We start from the raw sequence: 13,572 nt of genomic DNA on the forward strand, positions 1-13,572 counted from the left end.
GACCGACAACGTCGGGCTCCACGACCACAACCGGATCGTGGAGCCCGACGTACGGGAAGCCGTGTGGTCGCTACTGGCTCACCTTGACGGAGAACCAGTCCACGCTCATCCCCTCACCGGAGGTGGTGTCCGCCGCCGGCGAGGTGCAGCCGCAGACCTTGTTCGGGTAGGAGCCGCCGACCGCGACATTGAAGATGGCGAAGAACCCGTGGTCGACCGCCTTCTTCCAGGTCTCGGCGGACACCTGATTCTGCTTCACCGTGAACGTTTCCTTGCCGTCGCGGTAGAAGCGCAGTTGCTCGGCGGAGGTGTCGGTGCGATCCACGATCACGGAGTACGTGTGGTAGTCGGTCTGGCAGCCGTCGCACGGCAGCAGGTCGCTGGTGATGCCGTCCGGGTCGTGGCACTCACCGGCCCACTCCCCGCAGTGGAAGGTGTTCGAGTGCTTGCTCAGCCCGTTGACGTCCTCCATGATGTCCAGCTCGCCGATGCTCGGCCAGTTGGTGGCCCCGGTCGGACGGGCGTCGGCGCCCATGGCCCAGAAGGCGGGCCAAATGCCGAGGGCCTTCTCCGGGTTGGGCTGCTTGAGGGAAGCGCTGATCTCCAACTGCCCACCGGCCGGAGCCTCGAAGTCGGTGCGCTGGGTCTCCACCCGGCCGGACGTCCACTTCCCGGAACCGTCGCGGATCGGCTTGATCACCATGTGACCCTCGCCGTCGTGGTACACGTTCTCGGTGGAGTCCGTGACCGACTCGACCTCACCGGTGCCCCAGTTCGGGGCGCCGCCCGGGTAGCCGGTGCCGATGTCGTACAGCCAGTCGTTCTTGTTCAGGCCGGTGCCCGCCGCGCCGTCGAAGTCGTCCTGGAAGACGGTGGTCCACTCGGCCGCGGCGGCGGGCTCGCCCGCGGCGGCGGTAGGGGAGGACACGGTGAGAGCCAGCAGTCCGGTCAGCGGAAGCGACAGGGCGGCCACGAAGGCCGGCGCGCGTCGTCGGCGGGGCTTGGCCTCCGCCGTCGTACGTGAGGTGATCCTGAACATGTGGGGGGCTGCTTTCGTCCGAAGGAACGTCGGTGACGGGGTGTGCGAGCCCCCGTAGCCCGCTCCTGGCGTGGGGTGTGGTGGAGGCTGGGCTACGGGGACTCGGGCACAGGGACAGCGCGAGCGCCATCGGATCGAGAGAGCGCTCACACAGAACGACTGTCTTGGACCCTGCCCTTGCCGTCAAGAGCCGCGCAGAGTTCACGAGTTGAACGTAAGCCCGTTGCTCGACCACGACCTCACGGAAGTATCGCTCGCCCCACTTCAGAATTGGAGACATACACGGGGTGCCGGCACCCGCGCGCGCCAACTCTTGACGGCACCCCAGGGCGGCAACCCCGCCCTCGCCGAACATCACTCGGCCATCGGTGGCCACGCCGATCGACGTGGTGAGCGACGGTGTCCCGGACTACTCCGTCCCGGGGTCGAAGTCCTCCACGAAGTAGCTGTCGTGCCGGATGCGAAACCGCTTGAGTTCCTCGCCGCCGCGCCGGGTCATCTCCGCGACCCGCTCGAAGTACTCCTCGCGCGGGGCGCCCGGGGCGAAGAGCAGGAGCATGGACGTGGGCTCGTCCGACACGTTCTTGAACGCGTGCAGGCCACCGACCGGTACGTACAGGAAGTCGCCCTCACGGCCCGTGATCCACTTCTCGCCGTTGTAGAGCTCCAGCTTGCCCGAGAGGATGTAGAACGACTCGGAGATGGCCTTGTGGAAATGGGTCTTGGGCCCACCGGACCACGGACCCATCTCCACCTTGTACAGGCCGAATTCGCCGCCGGTCGACTCGCCGGTGGCGAGGTAGTGGGTCGAGCCGCCGGGTGAGGAGAGCTCCGGCGGGGTGCCGGCCGGGCGGAAGGTCGCGTTCACTTCGCCCCTGTCGCCGTGGTAGCGAGGCTCCGGGTATGCGAGGTCTTCCGGGTAGGACATGAGGTGCTCCTTTCGACGGGTCTCCATTGGCATGATGGCTTCGCCCCGAGAAGGCCGCATCGGGCGTCCGGATGACGTTGGTGGCCGTTGAAACGGGGCCGGAGACCTAGGCCCGTCTCGTCAGCCGGGACCGCGGCCCGCCCTCCCCGCGGGACTCGACGCGCGCCGGGCCCGCCCGTCCCCGCTCCCGCTCCCGTCCGCGGTATGCGCGGGGACGTGGCTGCATGACCCGCGGGGCGGGGGTTACCCGGTGGGTGGCCCACCCGTGGACGAGGAAGGGGAGCACACCGTGCGCATCGGAATCATCGGAGCGGGCCGCATCGGCTCGACGCTGGCCCGCCACTTCGCCGCGATCGGCTATGACGTGGCGCTCGCCAACTCCCGCGGCCCGGACACCCTGGCCGACCTGGTGGCCGACATCGGCGGCCCGATCCGCGCGGTGACCGCCGAGGAGGCGGCGCGGTTCGGCGAGGCGGTGGTCGTGTCCATCCCCTACGGCCGCTACCAGGAGCTGCCGACCGAGCCGCTGCGCGGCAAGGTCGTGATCGACACCTGCAACTACTACCCCGAGCGGGACGGTCACGACCCGGAGCTCGACGGCGACGCCACCACCTCCAGCGAGAAGATCCAGGCCCACACCGGCGCCAACCTGGTCAAGGCGTTCAACGCGATCTACTGGGAGAACCTGCGCGACCACGCCCGCCCCCAGGGCGCCACCGACCGGGTGGCCATCCCGCTGTCGGGCAACGACGAGGAGGCCAAGGCCGCGGTGGCCGGGCTGATCCGCGACATCGGCTTCGACGCCGTGGACGCCGGGCACCTGGGCGAGGGCGGCCGCAAGCACCAGCCGGGCAGTCGCGTCTACGCCACCGAGATGTCGTCCGCCGAGACCAGCGCCCTGTTGCACGTGGCCTGAGACCGGGGCCGCTCGTTCATGTGACGGTACCGGCGTCGATGAAATCGGATACCACCGCATTGAACAGCTCGGGATTCTCCCAGAACATCAGGTGGCTGCCTTTCTCGGCCGCCGAGAAAATACCAACGGCGGATTCCGGAATCCGCTCGGCGACGCGTTCCGCGACATCGGCGGGGATCAAGCTGGACGCCCCGCCGATGACCAGTGTGGGCACGGTGATCCGGGGCAGTACGTCCCGCCGGTCGTTGCCGCAGTAGTCGAGATGCAGCGTGGCGGCGTGCTCGCGCGGCAGCAGCGGATTCTGCCCCAGGATCCATTCCGCGTCCTCGGCGCTCGATTCCGGGGTGTGCGGCATGTCGACCACGGCGCGCGAAGCCGGCAGCGGACTGGGAGAATCCCGGCAGGAGAACAAGGGTTTCCCCCGCCCCGGCCGCCACATAATGGAGATCGACTCCGTCGCCGGTCACGATGGCGTGATGCGTCCTGGCGCCCACGGCTCCCTCGCTTTTCGCTCGGGGCATCTGTGCGCTGTCAATTGCAGCGACCGCCCCTTCCCCTGCGCCGCCCCAAGCGTTCCGGACCGGATGGCGGCGGAGCGGGAAGCGGTGCCACAAGTCGATGCGAGGCCGCGTACATGACGGCCTGGGTGCGGTCGCGCAGGCCCAGCTTCGCCAGGATCCGGGAGACATGTGTCTTGACCGTCTCGTCACCGATGCCCAGTCGCTGCGCGATCTCCGTGTTGCTGTGCGCCTGGGCCACCAGCATCAGGACCTCGTGCTCGCGGGCCGTCAGCCGCTCGAGCGCGGTGGAGGACGCGGGCGGGGCGATGCTGCCGGCGAAACGCGAGATGAGACGGCGGGTGACCGAGGGATCGATGAGGGCATCACCACGGGCGGCGATGCGGACGGCCGCGATCGTCTCCTCGGGAGGGGCGCTCTTCAGGAGGAAGCCGCTGGCTCCCATGTGGAGGGCGCGGTAGACGTAGCTGTCGTCGTCGTAGGTGGTGAGCACGATGATTTTCGTGGTGTTGCCCGGCCTGCCGAGGATGCGCTCCGCGGCATGGAGTCCATCCAGGCGTGGCATGCGGACGTCCAGGATGGCGACGTCGGGTGCCAGCCTGCCGGCCTCGTCGACGGCTGCCTGGCCGTCGGCCACTTCGGCGACACAGCACAGGTCGTCCTGGGTGCCCAGGACCGCCTTCAGCCCCGAGCGGAACATGGCGTGGTCGTCGGCCAGGAGGATACGCAGGGTCATGTGCCATCCATGGAGAAGGTGACGGTGGTCTTCCAGTCGGATCCGCCGTGGACCGGTCCGTACGAGGCGAAGCCGTTGAACATGCCGGCTCGGCTGTTGATGCCCTCCAGGCCCCGGTGCGGAGAATCCTCCACCAGACGCTTCGGGACGGCTATCGGGTTGACCGCGGTGACCGTGATGGACGAGGGCCCGTAGTCCAGGGTGATGTCCACATGGCCGTCGCCGTGGCGCAGGGCGTTGGTCAGCATCTCCTGGACCACGCGGTAGACGGCGATGTCCAGGGACCCGTCCAGTTTCTGCGGGGCGCCCCGGATGCCGAGGTCCGTCTCGAGACCGGCCGCGGACACGACGTGCATCAGCTCGTCGAGGTCGCTCAACCCGGGTTGCCGTGCGCCCTCCGCCGGGCTGTCGTGCAGGAAATCCAGCAGGCGGCGCAGGTCGAGAAGGGCCGCGCGGCTGGAGGTCTCCACCGCCGTGAGCGCCGTCGACACCGGTGACGCCTCCTTGGTGGAGAGCCCCAGACGGGCGGCTCCGGCATGGACGCCGATGGCGCTCACGTGATGGGCGATGACATCGTGCAGATCGCGGGCGATGGCACTGCGCTCCCCGGCGATGGCATCCGCGAGGGCGTGCCGGGCGTTCTCCCGCTCCCGTACGGCCCGCTGTTCCAGTTCGGCGATGTGCGCGCCCCGGGCGGTGGTGTAGCGGCCCACCAGCCAGGCGAGGAGGGCCTCCTTCACCGCGCCCAGCACAATGGTGCGCCACTCGGTGAGATCGGTCGTCGCGCCGAGTGTCCTGGCCCCGATGGACCCCGCGGCCAGGTACAGGAGGGCGAGCACGGCCGGGCGGCCGTTCAGCCAGGCCCCGGCCCGGTAGGCGGCGATGAGCATCCCGGCGTCGTTGGTGTCCGGCAGTGGACCGCCACCGGGCAGGGCCAGCGCACCGGCCACGGCCAAGGCCGCCTGGGCGAACGCCACGACTCCCGAGAGACGGGCCGCACTCGCGAGCGCCGCGTCCACCAGCACGATCCCGGCCAGCAGACACCAGAAGGACACCGCGGGATACACCCGCGCACCCTCGTAGGAGAAGGCGAGCGCGTCCGCGAGCAGGCAGAAGCCCGCCACCATGAGGGACTGCCGGGTCAGGGACCCACTCGCGCCCCTGATCGACACGGAGACGGCCCCTCTCTCAGCGGGTCCGCGGGCCCGCGCCGCGGGCACGTCGGACGGCGGAACACACAGCCGGAACGCCGCTCTGTACGCGGCCAGTTGCACCAGGCATGCACACATAGTGCACGAGTCCTGCCGGAAAACGTTTCCTGCGCCGGGGGGAGAGGCGGTCCCCCGCGCGGGGGACAGGCCGTACCCCGGGTGCGTGACGACACCGCGTGGTGGCGGTTTCTACTGTCTGCCGCGTGAACGACAACGCACCCCCCGCATCGGTTCGCGGCAGATCCGCCGATCGCAACTCCCGTGGCATGTCGCGCATGTCGCGCATGTCGCGCATGTCGCGCATGTCGCGCGTGGCACGCGTGGTGGTGGCCGTGCTCTGCGCCCTGGGCCTGTCCGTCGGCGCGGGATCATCCTCCGCCTGGGCGGATGCCACCGCCGGGGGCGACCTGAAGGTGGCCCAGACGCTCGGCGACCGCGACCTGACCTTCATGTTGCGGCGCGTCACCGGGCTGCCCGGCCCCCTGCACGTGGACGTCTTCACCCATCGGGGCACCGCCGCGGGAACCCTGCGCCTGGGCACCGTGCCCACCGGTGCGTCACACGACCGGGCAGCAGGCTCCTCGGCGGGGACCACCACCAGCGGCGCCTCGGTCCGGCTCGGCAGTACGCCGGGGTCCTACAGCGCCGCCCTGGACATCGACCGGGCCGGGCCCTGGGAGCTCGTCGTCGACGACGGATCCCGTACGGCGCGGATCCCCTTCGTGGTGCCGGGCCAGGCCACGTCGCCACCGGAACTCACCGTGTTCGGCGGTTTCGTCGCCGCCGGTGTGCTCATGCTGGTGACCCTGTTCGTCGCCGTCCGGGCCCGGCGCGGGGCCTGGGCGCTGGTGCCGGCGGGAGGCGTGGTGGCCGCGCTCGCGACAGCCGTCACCGCAGCGCTGTTGTCCGCCTCCCTGCCCATGCCGCCCGAGCCGGGCGGCCAGGTGGATGCCACCAACGACAACGTGGCCGATCCCTACGCGGTCGTCCGGCCGGTGACCAACGACTACTCCCGGCCGCCCGTCTCACTCGAGACGGGGCCGTACCCCGCCAAGGCGGCAGAGCGGGGCACGCTACGGATGAGCGTGCACGACGGCTCCACCGGCCTGCCCGCGGACGATCTCGTCGTCCACGACGGTGCCCTGATGCACCTGCTGGTCATCGGGCCGACCGGTGAGCTCTGGCATCTGCACCCCATTCGCACCGCGCCCGGCAGCTACGAGGTCCAGCTACGGCTGCCCGCGGCCGGCCACTACGCCGTGTCCGCGGAGTTCGCCCGCCGCGGTGGCGGGATCCAGCAGGTGCGCTCGGCCACCGGTCTGACCGTCGCCGACGGCTCCGCGCGCGGCGGTGACCCGGTCCTTCCCGCCGAACTCGCCCCGCGGGGGCCGGGAGAGCGGACGGTCGACGGTGTACCGGTGCGCCTGTCGGCGCCCTCGCTCACAGCGGGAGCCGCGAGCACCCTGACCGCGCGCGTCGGCGACACACCGACGCTCCAGCCCTGGCTCGGCATGGTCGGCCACATGATCGTGGTCGGGCCGCTCGACAAGGCGGACGCCACCAGCCCGACGCGCATGGGACGGGCCGCGCAGGGCGCACCCGTCTGGGCACACGCGCACTCCATGGGCGGCGATATGAGCGGCCACATGAGCGGCCACTCCGCGCATGGCATGGGGGACGCTCCGGCCCACGACATGGCCGCCATGGACCACGGGAACGAGCCGCGTACGAGTACGAGTGCGGGTTCGATGAGCGGGCTGATGCCCCTCAACGGCGACAGCCCCGCGGACGAGACCGTGGCCGCCTACGGCCCGGACGTCTCCTTCGTGTACACCTTCTCCCGGCCCGGCTACTACCGCGTGTGGATCCAGGCCGAGCGCGACAGTGCCGTTCTGACCATGCCCTACCTCCTGCATGTGGCGCCGACGGGAGAAGCGAGATGAACCCTCCCGGCGTCTCCCGCACCCCCATGCTCCGGTTTCTCCACGGAGTCGGCGCGGCGCTGCTGACGGTGTCCCTCGCCCTGGTGGCGGTCGGGTGCCTTCCGGCCTGGACGGATGGCACCGTCGCGCTGACCGGGGGCAGTGCCACCGACGAAGTGACACTGACCGTGGCCCGGCCCCGCACCGGCACCACGGACGTGGACATCCGCCTGACCCCGCGACACGGGGAGCGAAGCGGACGTCCGCCCACCATCACCTTGCAGGCCGTCATGCCCACCCACGGACACGCAACACCCCCGGCACACACGCAGGTTGAGAGCCCGGGCAGCTACTCCGCGGCCGTCCACTTGATGATGCCGGGGCGCTGGACCTTCCACATCAGCGTCGACTACGGCGCACGGAGCGACCAGTTCGACTTCCCGCTGGCGATCTCCGGCTGAACAACCGGCCACGCAGCGACGGTCACCGCCCTGGCACGGCCATGAGAACGGCCATGAGAACGGCCATGAACGCCGTCACGAGAAAGGCATTCCCGTGAGCACAGCACTGCCCATCACCGGTACCGGCACGGCATCCCAGCCGTCCCCCGCCGTCAGAATCTCCCGCGCCGGCCGCACCGGCCCCATCGCCGCCAACACCGTCCTCGCCGGGACCACGATGTCCCTGTTCGGCTTGAGCTGGGACATCCAGTGGCATGTCGATGTCGGCCCGGACACGTTCTTCACGCTCTCCCACCTCATGCTGTATTCCGGCAGCGCCCTCGCCGGTCTCGCCAGCCTGGCCATGGTCCTGATCGCGACCGCTGCCCAGCGCGCCGGCCAGCCGGTGGACCAGTTTCCCGGCGGCAAGCCCGTACGCGTCTTCGGCGGGGTCTTCCGGGCCCCGCTGGGCTATCTGATCACCGGTACGGGAGCCGCCCTGTTCCTGCTCTTCGGGCTTGTGGACCTGTGGTGGCATTCGCTGTACGGCTTTGATGCCGTACTCGACTCACCGCCCCACATCGGGCTGTTCCTCTCGATCTCCTTTTCCATGGTGGGGAGCGTCATCGTCTTCGCCGCGGCGCGCGACACCCGGTGGGGCCGGGCAGGTGTGATCCTCAGCATCCCCGTGCTCATCATCTTCAGCCCCATCACGACCAAGGCATTCGGCGCCCTCCCGCTGCCCGTCGAACCCGACCTCGTCGGGAACATCTTGTTCTCCACCCTCCTGCTGATCACGGGGACGCTCACCATCGGACGGCGCGCCACCGCACTGACGACCGCCGCGACCCTCGGCGTCCTGCAGCTCCTCCTGTGGTGGTTCTCGCCCTGGGCGGCGCGGGTCTACGCGGATGCGAGCGGTCTGCCGCTGCGCGACAACCTCGGCGACAACCCTCCCGAACTGCCCTCCGAGATCCCGGTGTTCATGCTCTTCGCGGCAGCGGCCATCACCGCACTGCTGTGGCTGAGCAGGAGGCGGGGCTGGTCGGGCCGGATCGCGCCACAGATCATGGGCGCCGGAGGGGGAGCCGTGGTCGGCCTCTCCCTGCCCCTCCAGAGCGCCCTGTTCGGCGGCTCCGGCCCGGACCCGGCCGAACTGCTGACGATGACGGCCGTCGGTCTGGCCACGGGCGTCCTCGCGGGCTACCTCGCCGCCCGGCTCGCCGTCCTGCTGCGCGAACACTCCACCGCATCCCTCCCGAAGGGCCGATGACCACCCATGCGCTCCTCACGTTCACCGCTCCTGCTCGCCGTGGCCTTGGCATCCCGGCGTATCCGAGGCCACGCACGCCGACTGGCCCTGGCCGCGGCTGCCGCATTCGCGCTGGTGGCGGTGTCGACCGCGCCGGCCGCGGCGTACGCCCCGGTCGGCGTCGTCCATACCGAGCGGGTACAGGCCGGGCCCTACGCGATCACCGTCGGGTTCTCCGAGTGGCCGCTGCGGGCCATGCAGTCACTCGACTTCACCTTCGCACCCGCCGATGGCGTCGCGGGAAAGTCGGGCACGCTCACTCTCGACGGGCCCGGCCTGGACGCCGACGATCGGGAGAGCCCGCTGGGCAGGCACCCGCGCAAACGGGATGTCTGGGGCCTGGATGTCCAGGCCCTGCCGGAACCCGGCACCTTCAGCTTCACCTTCGACATCGACGGCCCCGACGGCCATGGCCGCGGCACTCTGCGGAACGTCGGCGTGCTCGACCAGCCCGGCCCGCCCCTGGCCATCAGCTGGGCCGTCTGCGCCATTCCACCCGTCGGGATGCTCGCCTACCTCGCCGTCGGCTGGCGGCGCAACAAGCCCTCCGAGAAGGTGGCCACACTCATCTGACCCTCGCCGGACCCCGGGCCGCTTCTCCGGCAGAGGTGGCCGGCGGTTCCGCGACACCGATGAACTTCCCGGCCACCGACCGGATGTGGGCCGACCAGCCCAGCGCCGCGAGGTCGGCGGTGAGTGACGAGGGGTCGTGGAACACCTTCACGATGCGGTACTGACTGCCGTCATCGAGTCGGCGCACGGCCACCGGAGCCGGTCGGCCGGAGAGGACTTCCTCTTCGGCGGCCGCGGCGGGACCGTCATCGATGAAGACCGCTCTGCCACCCGGTGCGAGTGCGGAGGCGACGGTGTTCCAGAAGCCGGGCAACCGCGCCGGTGGGATGTGGGAGAGCCAGAAGGCGAAGAACACCGTGTCGTAGCACCGCGACGGCTGCCACGCGAACAGGTCGGCCTCGACGAACCGGACGGTGGCGGACGCGGTACGCGCACGAGCGAGGGCCAGCACCTCAGCCGCCGCGTCCACGGCCGTCACCGAACGCGCCCGCGCGGCGAGCGACGAGGTCCACTGCCCCGTCCCGCACGCCAGCTCCAGCACATCCCCGGCAATCGGGAGGTCATCGACGGCAGCCAACAACTCCCGCAGGTCCTCGCGCTCCGCATAGGGCCGGTCGTATTCCGCCGCGCCCGCCCGGTAGTAGGCCATCTGCTCGGCCAGAAGAGCGTCGTCATCCACTGCGGGTACCTCCCGGTTCGACCGGCCGAGCGCCCTGCTCGGTCGCCACCGGCACCCTCGACCTTGACCTTCGGGCAAGGTCAAGCGTCAGGTCGGCCGCGGCTCGCCGGGTCAGCCGAGGAGATCCTTGGCCATCAGCTCGAGCCGCCCGGCGAACTCGGTGAGCCCGGCCCGGTCGACGTTGCCGAAGCTGACCCGGAAGACCTGGCGGTCGTCGGGCAGGAAGGCGGTGCCCGGAATGACGAGCGTGTCGTAGCGGGTGATGAGGTCGCGCACGACGTCGTCGGTGCCCCGGTCGGCGAAGGGGTGGCGGACCCAGCCGAAGAACCCTCCGCAGCTCAGCAGCTCGAAACCGCCCGGCCGCTCGGCCAGCACGGTCTCCAGCCAACGCCGCTTCTCGGTGGCCTCGTCGGCGCGCGCACGCCGCCACTCCTGGGCCGAAGTCAGCCCCGCCCAGGCGGCCTCCTGCCCGACGCGCGGAGGGCAGATCGCCACGCAGTCGAGCAGCTTCATCACCTCGCGGTTCAGCTCGGGCGAGCCGACGACCGCGCCCACCCGGTAGCCGGGAATCGCGAGGTCCTTGGAGAAGCTGTGCAGGCTCACCAGGGTCCGCGCCCAGTCCGGGTCGGCGAACAAGTCGTGCGCCGGTCGCACGGTGTCGCGGAACGAGCGGTAGGTCTCGTCCACGATCAGCGCGATGTCGTGCCGCTTCGCCAGTGCGTAGAAGTCCGCGATCACATCCGGCGGAATGGTGACGCCGCTCGGGTTGCCCGGGGTGACCAGCACGATCGCCTTGGTACGCCGGGTGATGAGCGCTTCGGCCGCTTCCGGCTCGGGCACGAGATCGGGCCTGGGCTCCAGGTAGCGCGGCACCACGCCGTTCATGCGCAGCCACATGTCGTAGTTGAAGTAGTAGGGCAGGACTTCGATGACCTCGTCGCCCGGCTCGGTGAGTGCCTGTGCCACCAGGCAGAACGCCTGGTTGCATCCTGCGGTGACGACCATCTGGTCAGCCCCTACCGGGCTCTGGTAGCCGCGGCTGAGGTCGGCGGCGAAGGCGTCCCGCAGCCGGGGCAGTCCGGGGCTGGGCACATAGGCGGCGCCGTTCGGCTCGTGGGCGACCTTGGTGACGTGTTCGATCATCTCGGGCGCGGGCGGATAGCTCGGCGCGGCCTGGGCCAGATCGAGCAGCGCCCGCTCGCCGCTGCGGCCCGCCAGCAGGGCATACGTCGCGCCCATCGGCGAATCGATCTCCTGCACGGTGCGCGGGCTGAGTCGCACGTCGGCGCTCCTTCACGGGTGGCGGGCCGCTGTCGGTTCACCGCGATGCTACCGACCTCCCCGCGCGCCGGCCGAGCCATGGCGGCGGGGCCGCGCGCGAGGGAGTCGGAGGAAGGCACTCACCACCTGCACCGGCAGGCTTCCGGGGCCGGGGTCAGCAGTTGTCGCCGACCGCGTCGATCTTCGAGCCGAACCGGCCGCTGTAGTTGCTGGCGTAGTCGCCCTTGCGGACCGAGTGGCACTCCTTGCCCGAGGCCCAGTCGATGAAGGCACCGGTCCTGTTGGCCCGGAAGGAACCCACGTGATCCGTGAACCGGCTGGGCAGGTCCACATAGCCACCCCGCCAGGTGTAGAGCTCGCCCGTCCCGTCCTGGAACCGCCACAGGCAGATCGCGTTGCTCGCGCAGGCGGGCAGTGCCTGGGCCTGTACGGAGGGGCCCAGCGTGGTCACCACAACGGTCCCGGCAACGAGCGCGAAGCGTGTGAAACGTGCGTTCATCCCGTCCTCCTCGACGCGGAAGTCAACGCCACGATTGTTCAACTCGGGACGGGCGGCGGATAGACAGCTCCTGTGTTCGACGGGGGCCCGCAGGGCTGGACCCGCTGTGCGTCAGGCGGGGGTTTCGGCGGTGGCGGTCAGGACCGCGCGGCCGAGGATGTGTCCGGCCATGGTGAAGCCGAGGACGGCCGGGGTGGCGTCGGCCGGGACGCCGATGGACTCGACGTCGAGGGCGTGCACCACGACGAAGTAGCGGTGCGTGCCGTGTCCGGCCGGTGGGGCGGCGCCGATGAAGCGGGCGGCGCGGGCGTCGTTGGGGAGTTGGAAGGCACCCTCGGGCAGGCCCGAGCCGGTGTCGTCGCCGGCGTCCTCGGGCAGCTCGGTGACGGTGGCGGGGATGTCGGCGACCGCCCAGTGCCAGAACCCGGACCCGGTGGGGGCGTCGGGGTCGTAGACGGTGACGGCGTAGCTCTTGGTGCCTTCCGGGGCGCCGCTCCAGGACAGCTGCGGGGAGACGTCCTTCCCGCCGGGGACGCCGGAGATGCCGGAGAACTGCTCGATGGACCAGGCGGCGCCGTCGGTGACGGTAGTGCTGGTGACGGTGAAGGAGGCCGCCTCGGGGAGGCGGGCGAAGGGGTCGTTGGCGCTCATCGCGTCGTTCCTTTCGGGCCGTGCTGTGGAGTGGCGGTGATGTGCGGCCGATGGAGGCCGCGGCGCCGCATAGGCACCGCTCTCAGGACCGCTCGATCGATCATAACAGCAATAATCGATTATCTCCGGGATCATCTATGATGGCGGCATGACCCAGACGACCCACACGTCGGCCTCCCCGGGGAAGCAGATGCTCTCCGAGCAGGTCTACGCACATCTGCGGGACGCGATCATGCGCGGGGACTACGCCCCCGGTGACGCCCTCAAACCGCAGGACCTCGCCAAGGAACAGGGTGTGAGCCTGGCCGTTGTCCGCGAGGCGCTCGTACGGCTGGTCGGCGAGGGCCTCGCGGACCGACTGCACAACCGCGGCTTCGCCGTCCCGGCCTACTCCGACCGCCGCTGGCAGGAGATCGCGGAGGCCCGCCGGTCCATCGAACCGGTCGTGCTGCGCATGTCCATCGAGCGCGGCGACGTCGACTGGGAGTCCCGCGTACGCGCCGCCCACCACCGGCTGACCCGGACCCAGGCGTACGTCCCGGGGGAGGGCGAGCACTACAGCGCCGCATGGGCCGAGGCCCACCGGGTCTTCCACCGCGCCCTGCTGGAGGGCTGCGGCAACCCCGTCCTGCTGGACACCTTCGACCGGATGTGGACCGCGAGCGAGCTGGCACGCCGCTGGTCGGCACAGCGCAACCCGGGCCGGGACGGCGTCCGCGAGCACCGCCGGCTGGAGGAGGCGGCGCTGGCCCGCGACGCCGACACCGCGGCCGAGGTCCTGGTCCAGCACCTCACCCTGACCGCGGCCGTACTGACCGGCCGCACCCACGACGACCCCGTGAAGGAAGCCTGATGCGCCTCGCCGAC

At 70.6% G+C, this 13,572-nt stretch carries 15 protein-coding genes; 6 read left to right on the forward strand and 9 right to left on the reverse strand.

What is annotated here, in order from left to right; genetic code table 11:
* Positions 1–70: 70 nt before the first annotated feature.
* Both BLV72_RS39015 and BLV72_RS39020 read right to left on the reverse strand, forming a co-directional pair.
* Positions 71–1,039, reverse strand: coding sequence for a glycoside hydrolase family 16 protein (locus BLV72_RS39015; protein WP_093468333.1), 969 nt, complete (start codon positions 1,037–1,039; stop codon positions 71–73).
* 409 nt (positions 1,040–1,448) lie between these two features.
* Positions 1,449–1,967: a cupin domain-containing protein gene (locus BLV72_RS39020; protein ID WP_093468335.1), complete on the reverse strand. Its 519-nt coding sequence runs from the start codon at positions 1,965–1,967 to the stop codon at positions 1,449–1,451.
* A 289-nt stretch (positions 1,968–2,256) separates the two neighbouring features.
* Here BLV72_RS39020 and BLV72_RS39025 point away from each other — a divergent pair, with 289 nt between their 5' ends.
* Positions 2,257–2,883, forward strand: a complete 627-nt coding sequence (locus BLV72_RS39025) for an NADPH-dependent F420 reductase (protein WP_093470804.1) — start codon at positions 2,257–2,259, stop codon at positions 2,881–2,883.
* 16 nt (positions 2,884–2,899) lie between these two features.
* Here the strand turns inward: BLV72_RS39025 and BLV72_RS39030 are convergent, their stop codons facing one another.
* The 3 genes from BLV72_RS39030 to BLV72_RS39040 all read right to left on the reverse strand — a co-directional run bounded on the left by BLV72_RS39030 (position 2,900) and on the right by BLV72_RS39040 (position 5,309).
* On the reverse strand, positions 2,900–3,238 hold the full coding sequence (locus BLV72_RS39030; RefSeq protein ID WP_143059849.1) for an alpha/beta hydrolase family protein: 339 nt from the start codon (positions 3,236–3,238) through the stop codon (positions 2,900–2,902).
* 176 nt (positions 3,239–3,414) lie between these two features.
* Positions 3,415–4,137: a response regulator gene (locus BLV72_RS39035; protein WP_093468338.1), complete on the reverse strand. Its 723-nt coding sequence runs from the start codon at positions 4,135–4,137 to the stop codon at positions 3,415–3,417.
* Positions 4,134–5,309 (reverse strand): sensor histidine kinase, encoded by a 1,176-nt coding sequence (locus tag BLV72_RS39040; RefSeq protein WP_208905869.1) that lies wholly within the window; start codon positions 5,307–5,309, stop codon positions 4,134–4,136. The genes BLV72_RS39035 and BLV72_RS39040 overlap by 4 nt, the downstream gene beginning before the upstream one ends.
* A gap of 341 nt (positions 5,310–5,650) precedes the next feature.
* Between BLV72_RS39040 and BLV72_RS39045 the strand changes: the two genes are divergently transcribed.
* From BLV72_RS39045 to BLV72_RS39060, 4 genes are all read left to right on the forward strand, one after another.
* The gene (locus BLV72_RS39045) at positions 5,651–7,291 is read left to right on the forward strand and encodes a hypothetical protein (protein ID WP_093470806.1); all 1,641 of its coding nucleotides are present in this window, start codon (positions 5,651–5,653) and stop codon (positions 7,289–7,291) included.
* Positions 7,288–7,731 (forward strand): hypothetical protein, encoded by a 444-nt coding sequence (locus BLV72_RS39050; RefSeq protein ID WP_093468339.1) that lies wholly within the window; start codon positions 7,288–7,290, stop codon positions 7,729–7,731. The genes BLV72_RS39045 and BLV72_RS39050 overlap by 4 nt, the downstream gene beginning before the upstream one ends.
* Before the next feature lie 94 nt (positions 7,732–7,825).
* A complete protein-coding gene (locus tag BLV72_RS39055; protein ID WP_093468341.1) occupies positions 7,826–8,983 on the forward strand; it encodes a hypothetical protein in 1,158 nt (385 codons plus the stop codon).
* Between the two features lie 6 nt (positions 8,984–8,989).
* On the forward strand, positions 8,990–9,595 hold the full coding sequence (locus BLV72_RS39060) for a hypothetical protein (protein ID WP_208905871.1): 606 nt from the start codon (positions 8,990–8,992) through the stop codon (positions 9,593–9,595).
* Here BLV72_RS39060 and BLV72_RS39065 read toward each other — a convergent pair.
* From BLV72_RS39065 to BLV72_RS39080, 4 genes are all read right to left on the reverse strand, one after another.
* A complete protein-coding gene (locus BLV72_RS39065; RefSeq protein WP_093468342.1) occupies positions 9,588–10,274 on the reverse strand; it encodes a class I SAM-dependent methyltransferase in 687 nt (228 codons plus the stop codon). The genes BLV72_RS39060 and BLV72_RS39065 overlap by 8 nt on opposite strands.
* Before the next feature lie 111 nt (positions 10,275–10,385).
* Positions 10,386–11,555: an aminotransferase gene (locus BLV72_RS39070; protein ID WP_093468344.1), complete on the reverse strand. Its 1,170-nt coding sequence runs from the start codon at positions 11,553–11,555 to the stop codon at positions 10,386–10,388.
* 154 nt (positions 11,556–11,709) lie between these two features.
* Positions 11,710–12,054: a peptidase inhibitor family I36 protein gene (locus BLV72_RS39075; protein WP_014059096.1), complete on the reverse strand. Its 345-nt coding sequence runs from the start codon at positions 12,052–12,054 to the stop codon at positions 11,710–11,712.
* A gap of 111 nt (positions 12,055–12,165) precedes the next feature.
* The gene (locus tag BLV72_RS39080) at positions 12,166–12,705 is read right to left on the reverse strand and encodes a YbhB/YbcL family Raf kinase inhibitor-like protein (RefSeq protein ID WP_093468345.1); all 540 of its coding nucleotides are present in this window, start codon (positions 12,703–12,705) and stop codon (positions 12,166–12,168) included.
* A 148-nt stretch (positions 12,706–12,853) separates the two neighbouring features.
* Between BLV72_RS39080 and BLV72_RS39085 the strand changes: the two genes are divergently transcribed.
* Positions 12,854–13,558: a GntR family transcriptional regulator gene (locus BLV72_RS39085; protein WP_093468347.1), complete on the forward strand. Its 705-nt coding sequence runs from the start codon at positions 12,854–12,856 to the stop codon at positions 13,556–13,558.
* Positions 13,559–13,572 lie beyond the last annotated feature (14 nt).

The organism is Streptomyces melanosporofaciens, assembly GCF_900105695.1.
Lineage (GTDB): Bacteria > Actinomycetota > Actinomycetes > Streptomycetales > Streptomycetaceae > Streptomyces > Streptomyces antimycoticus.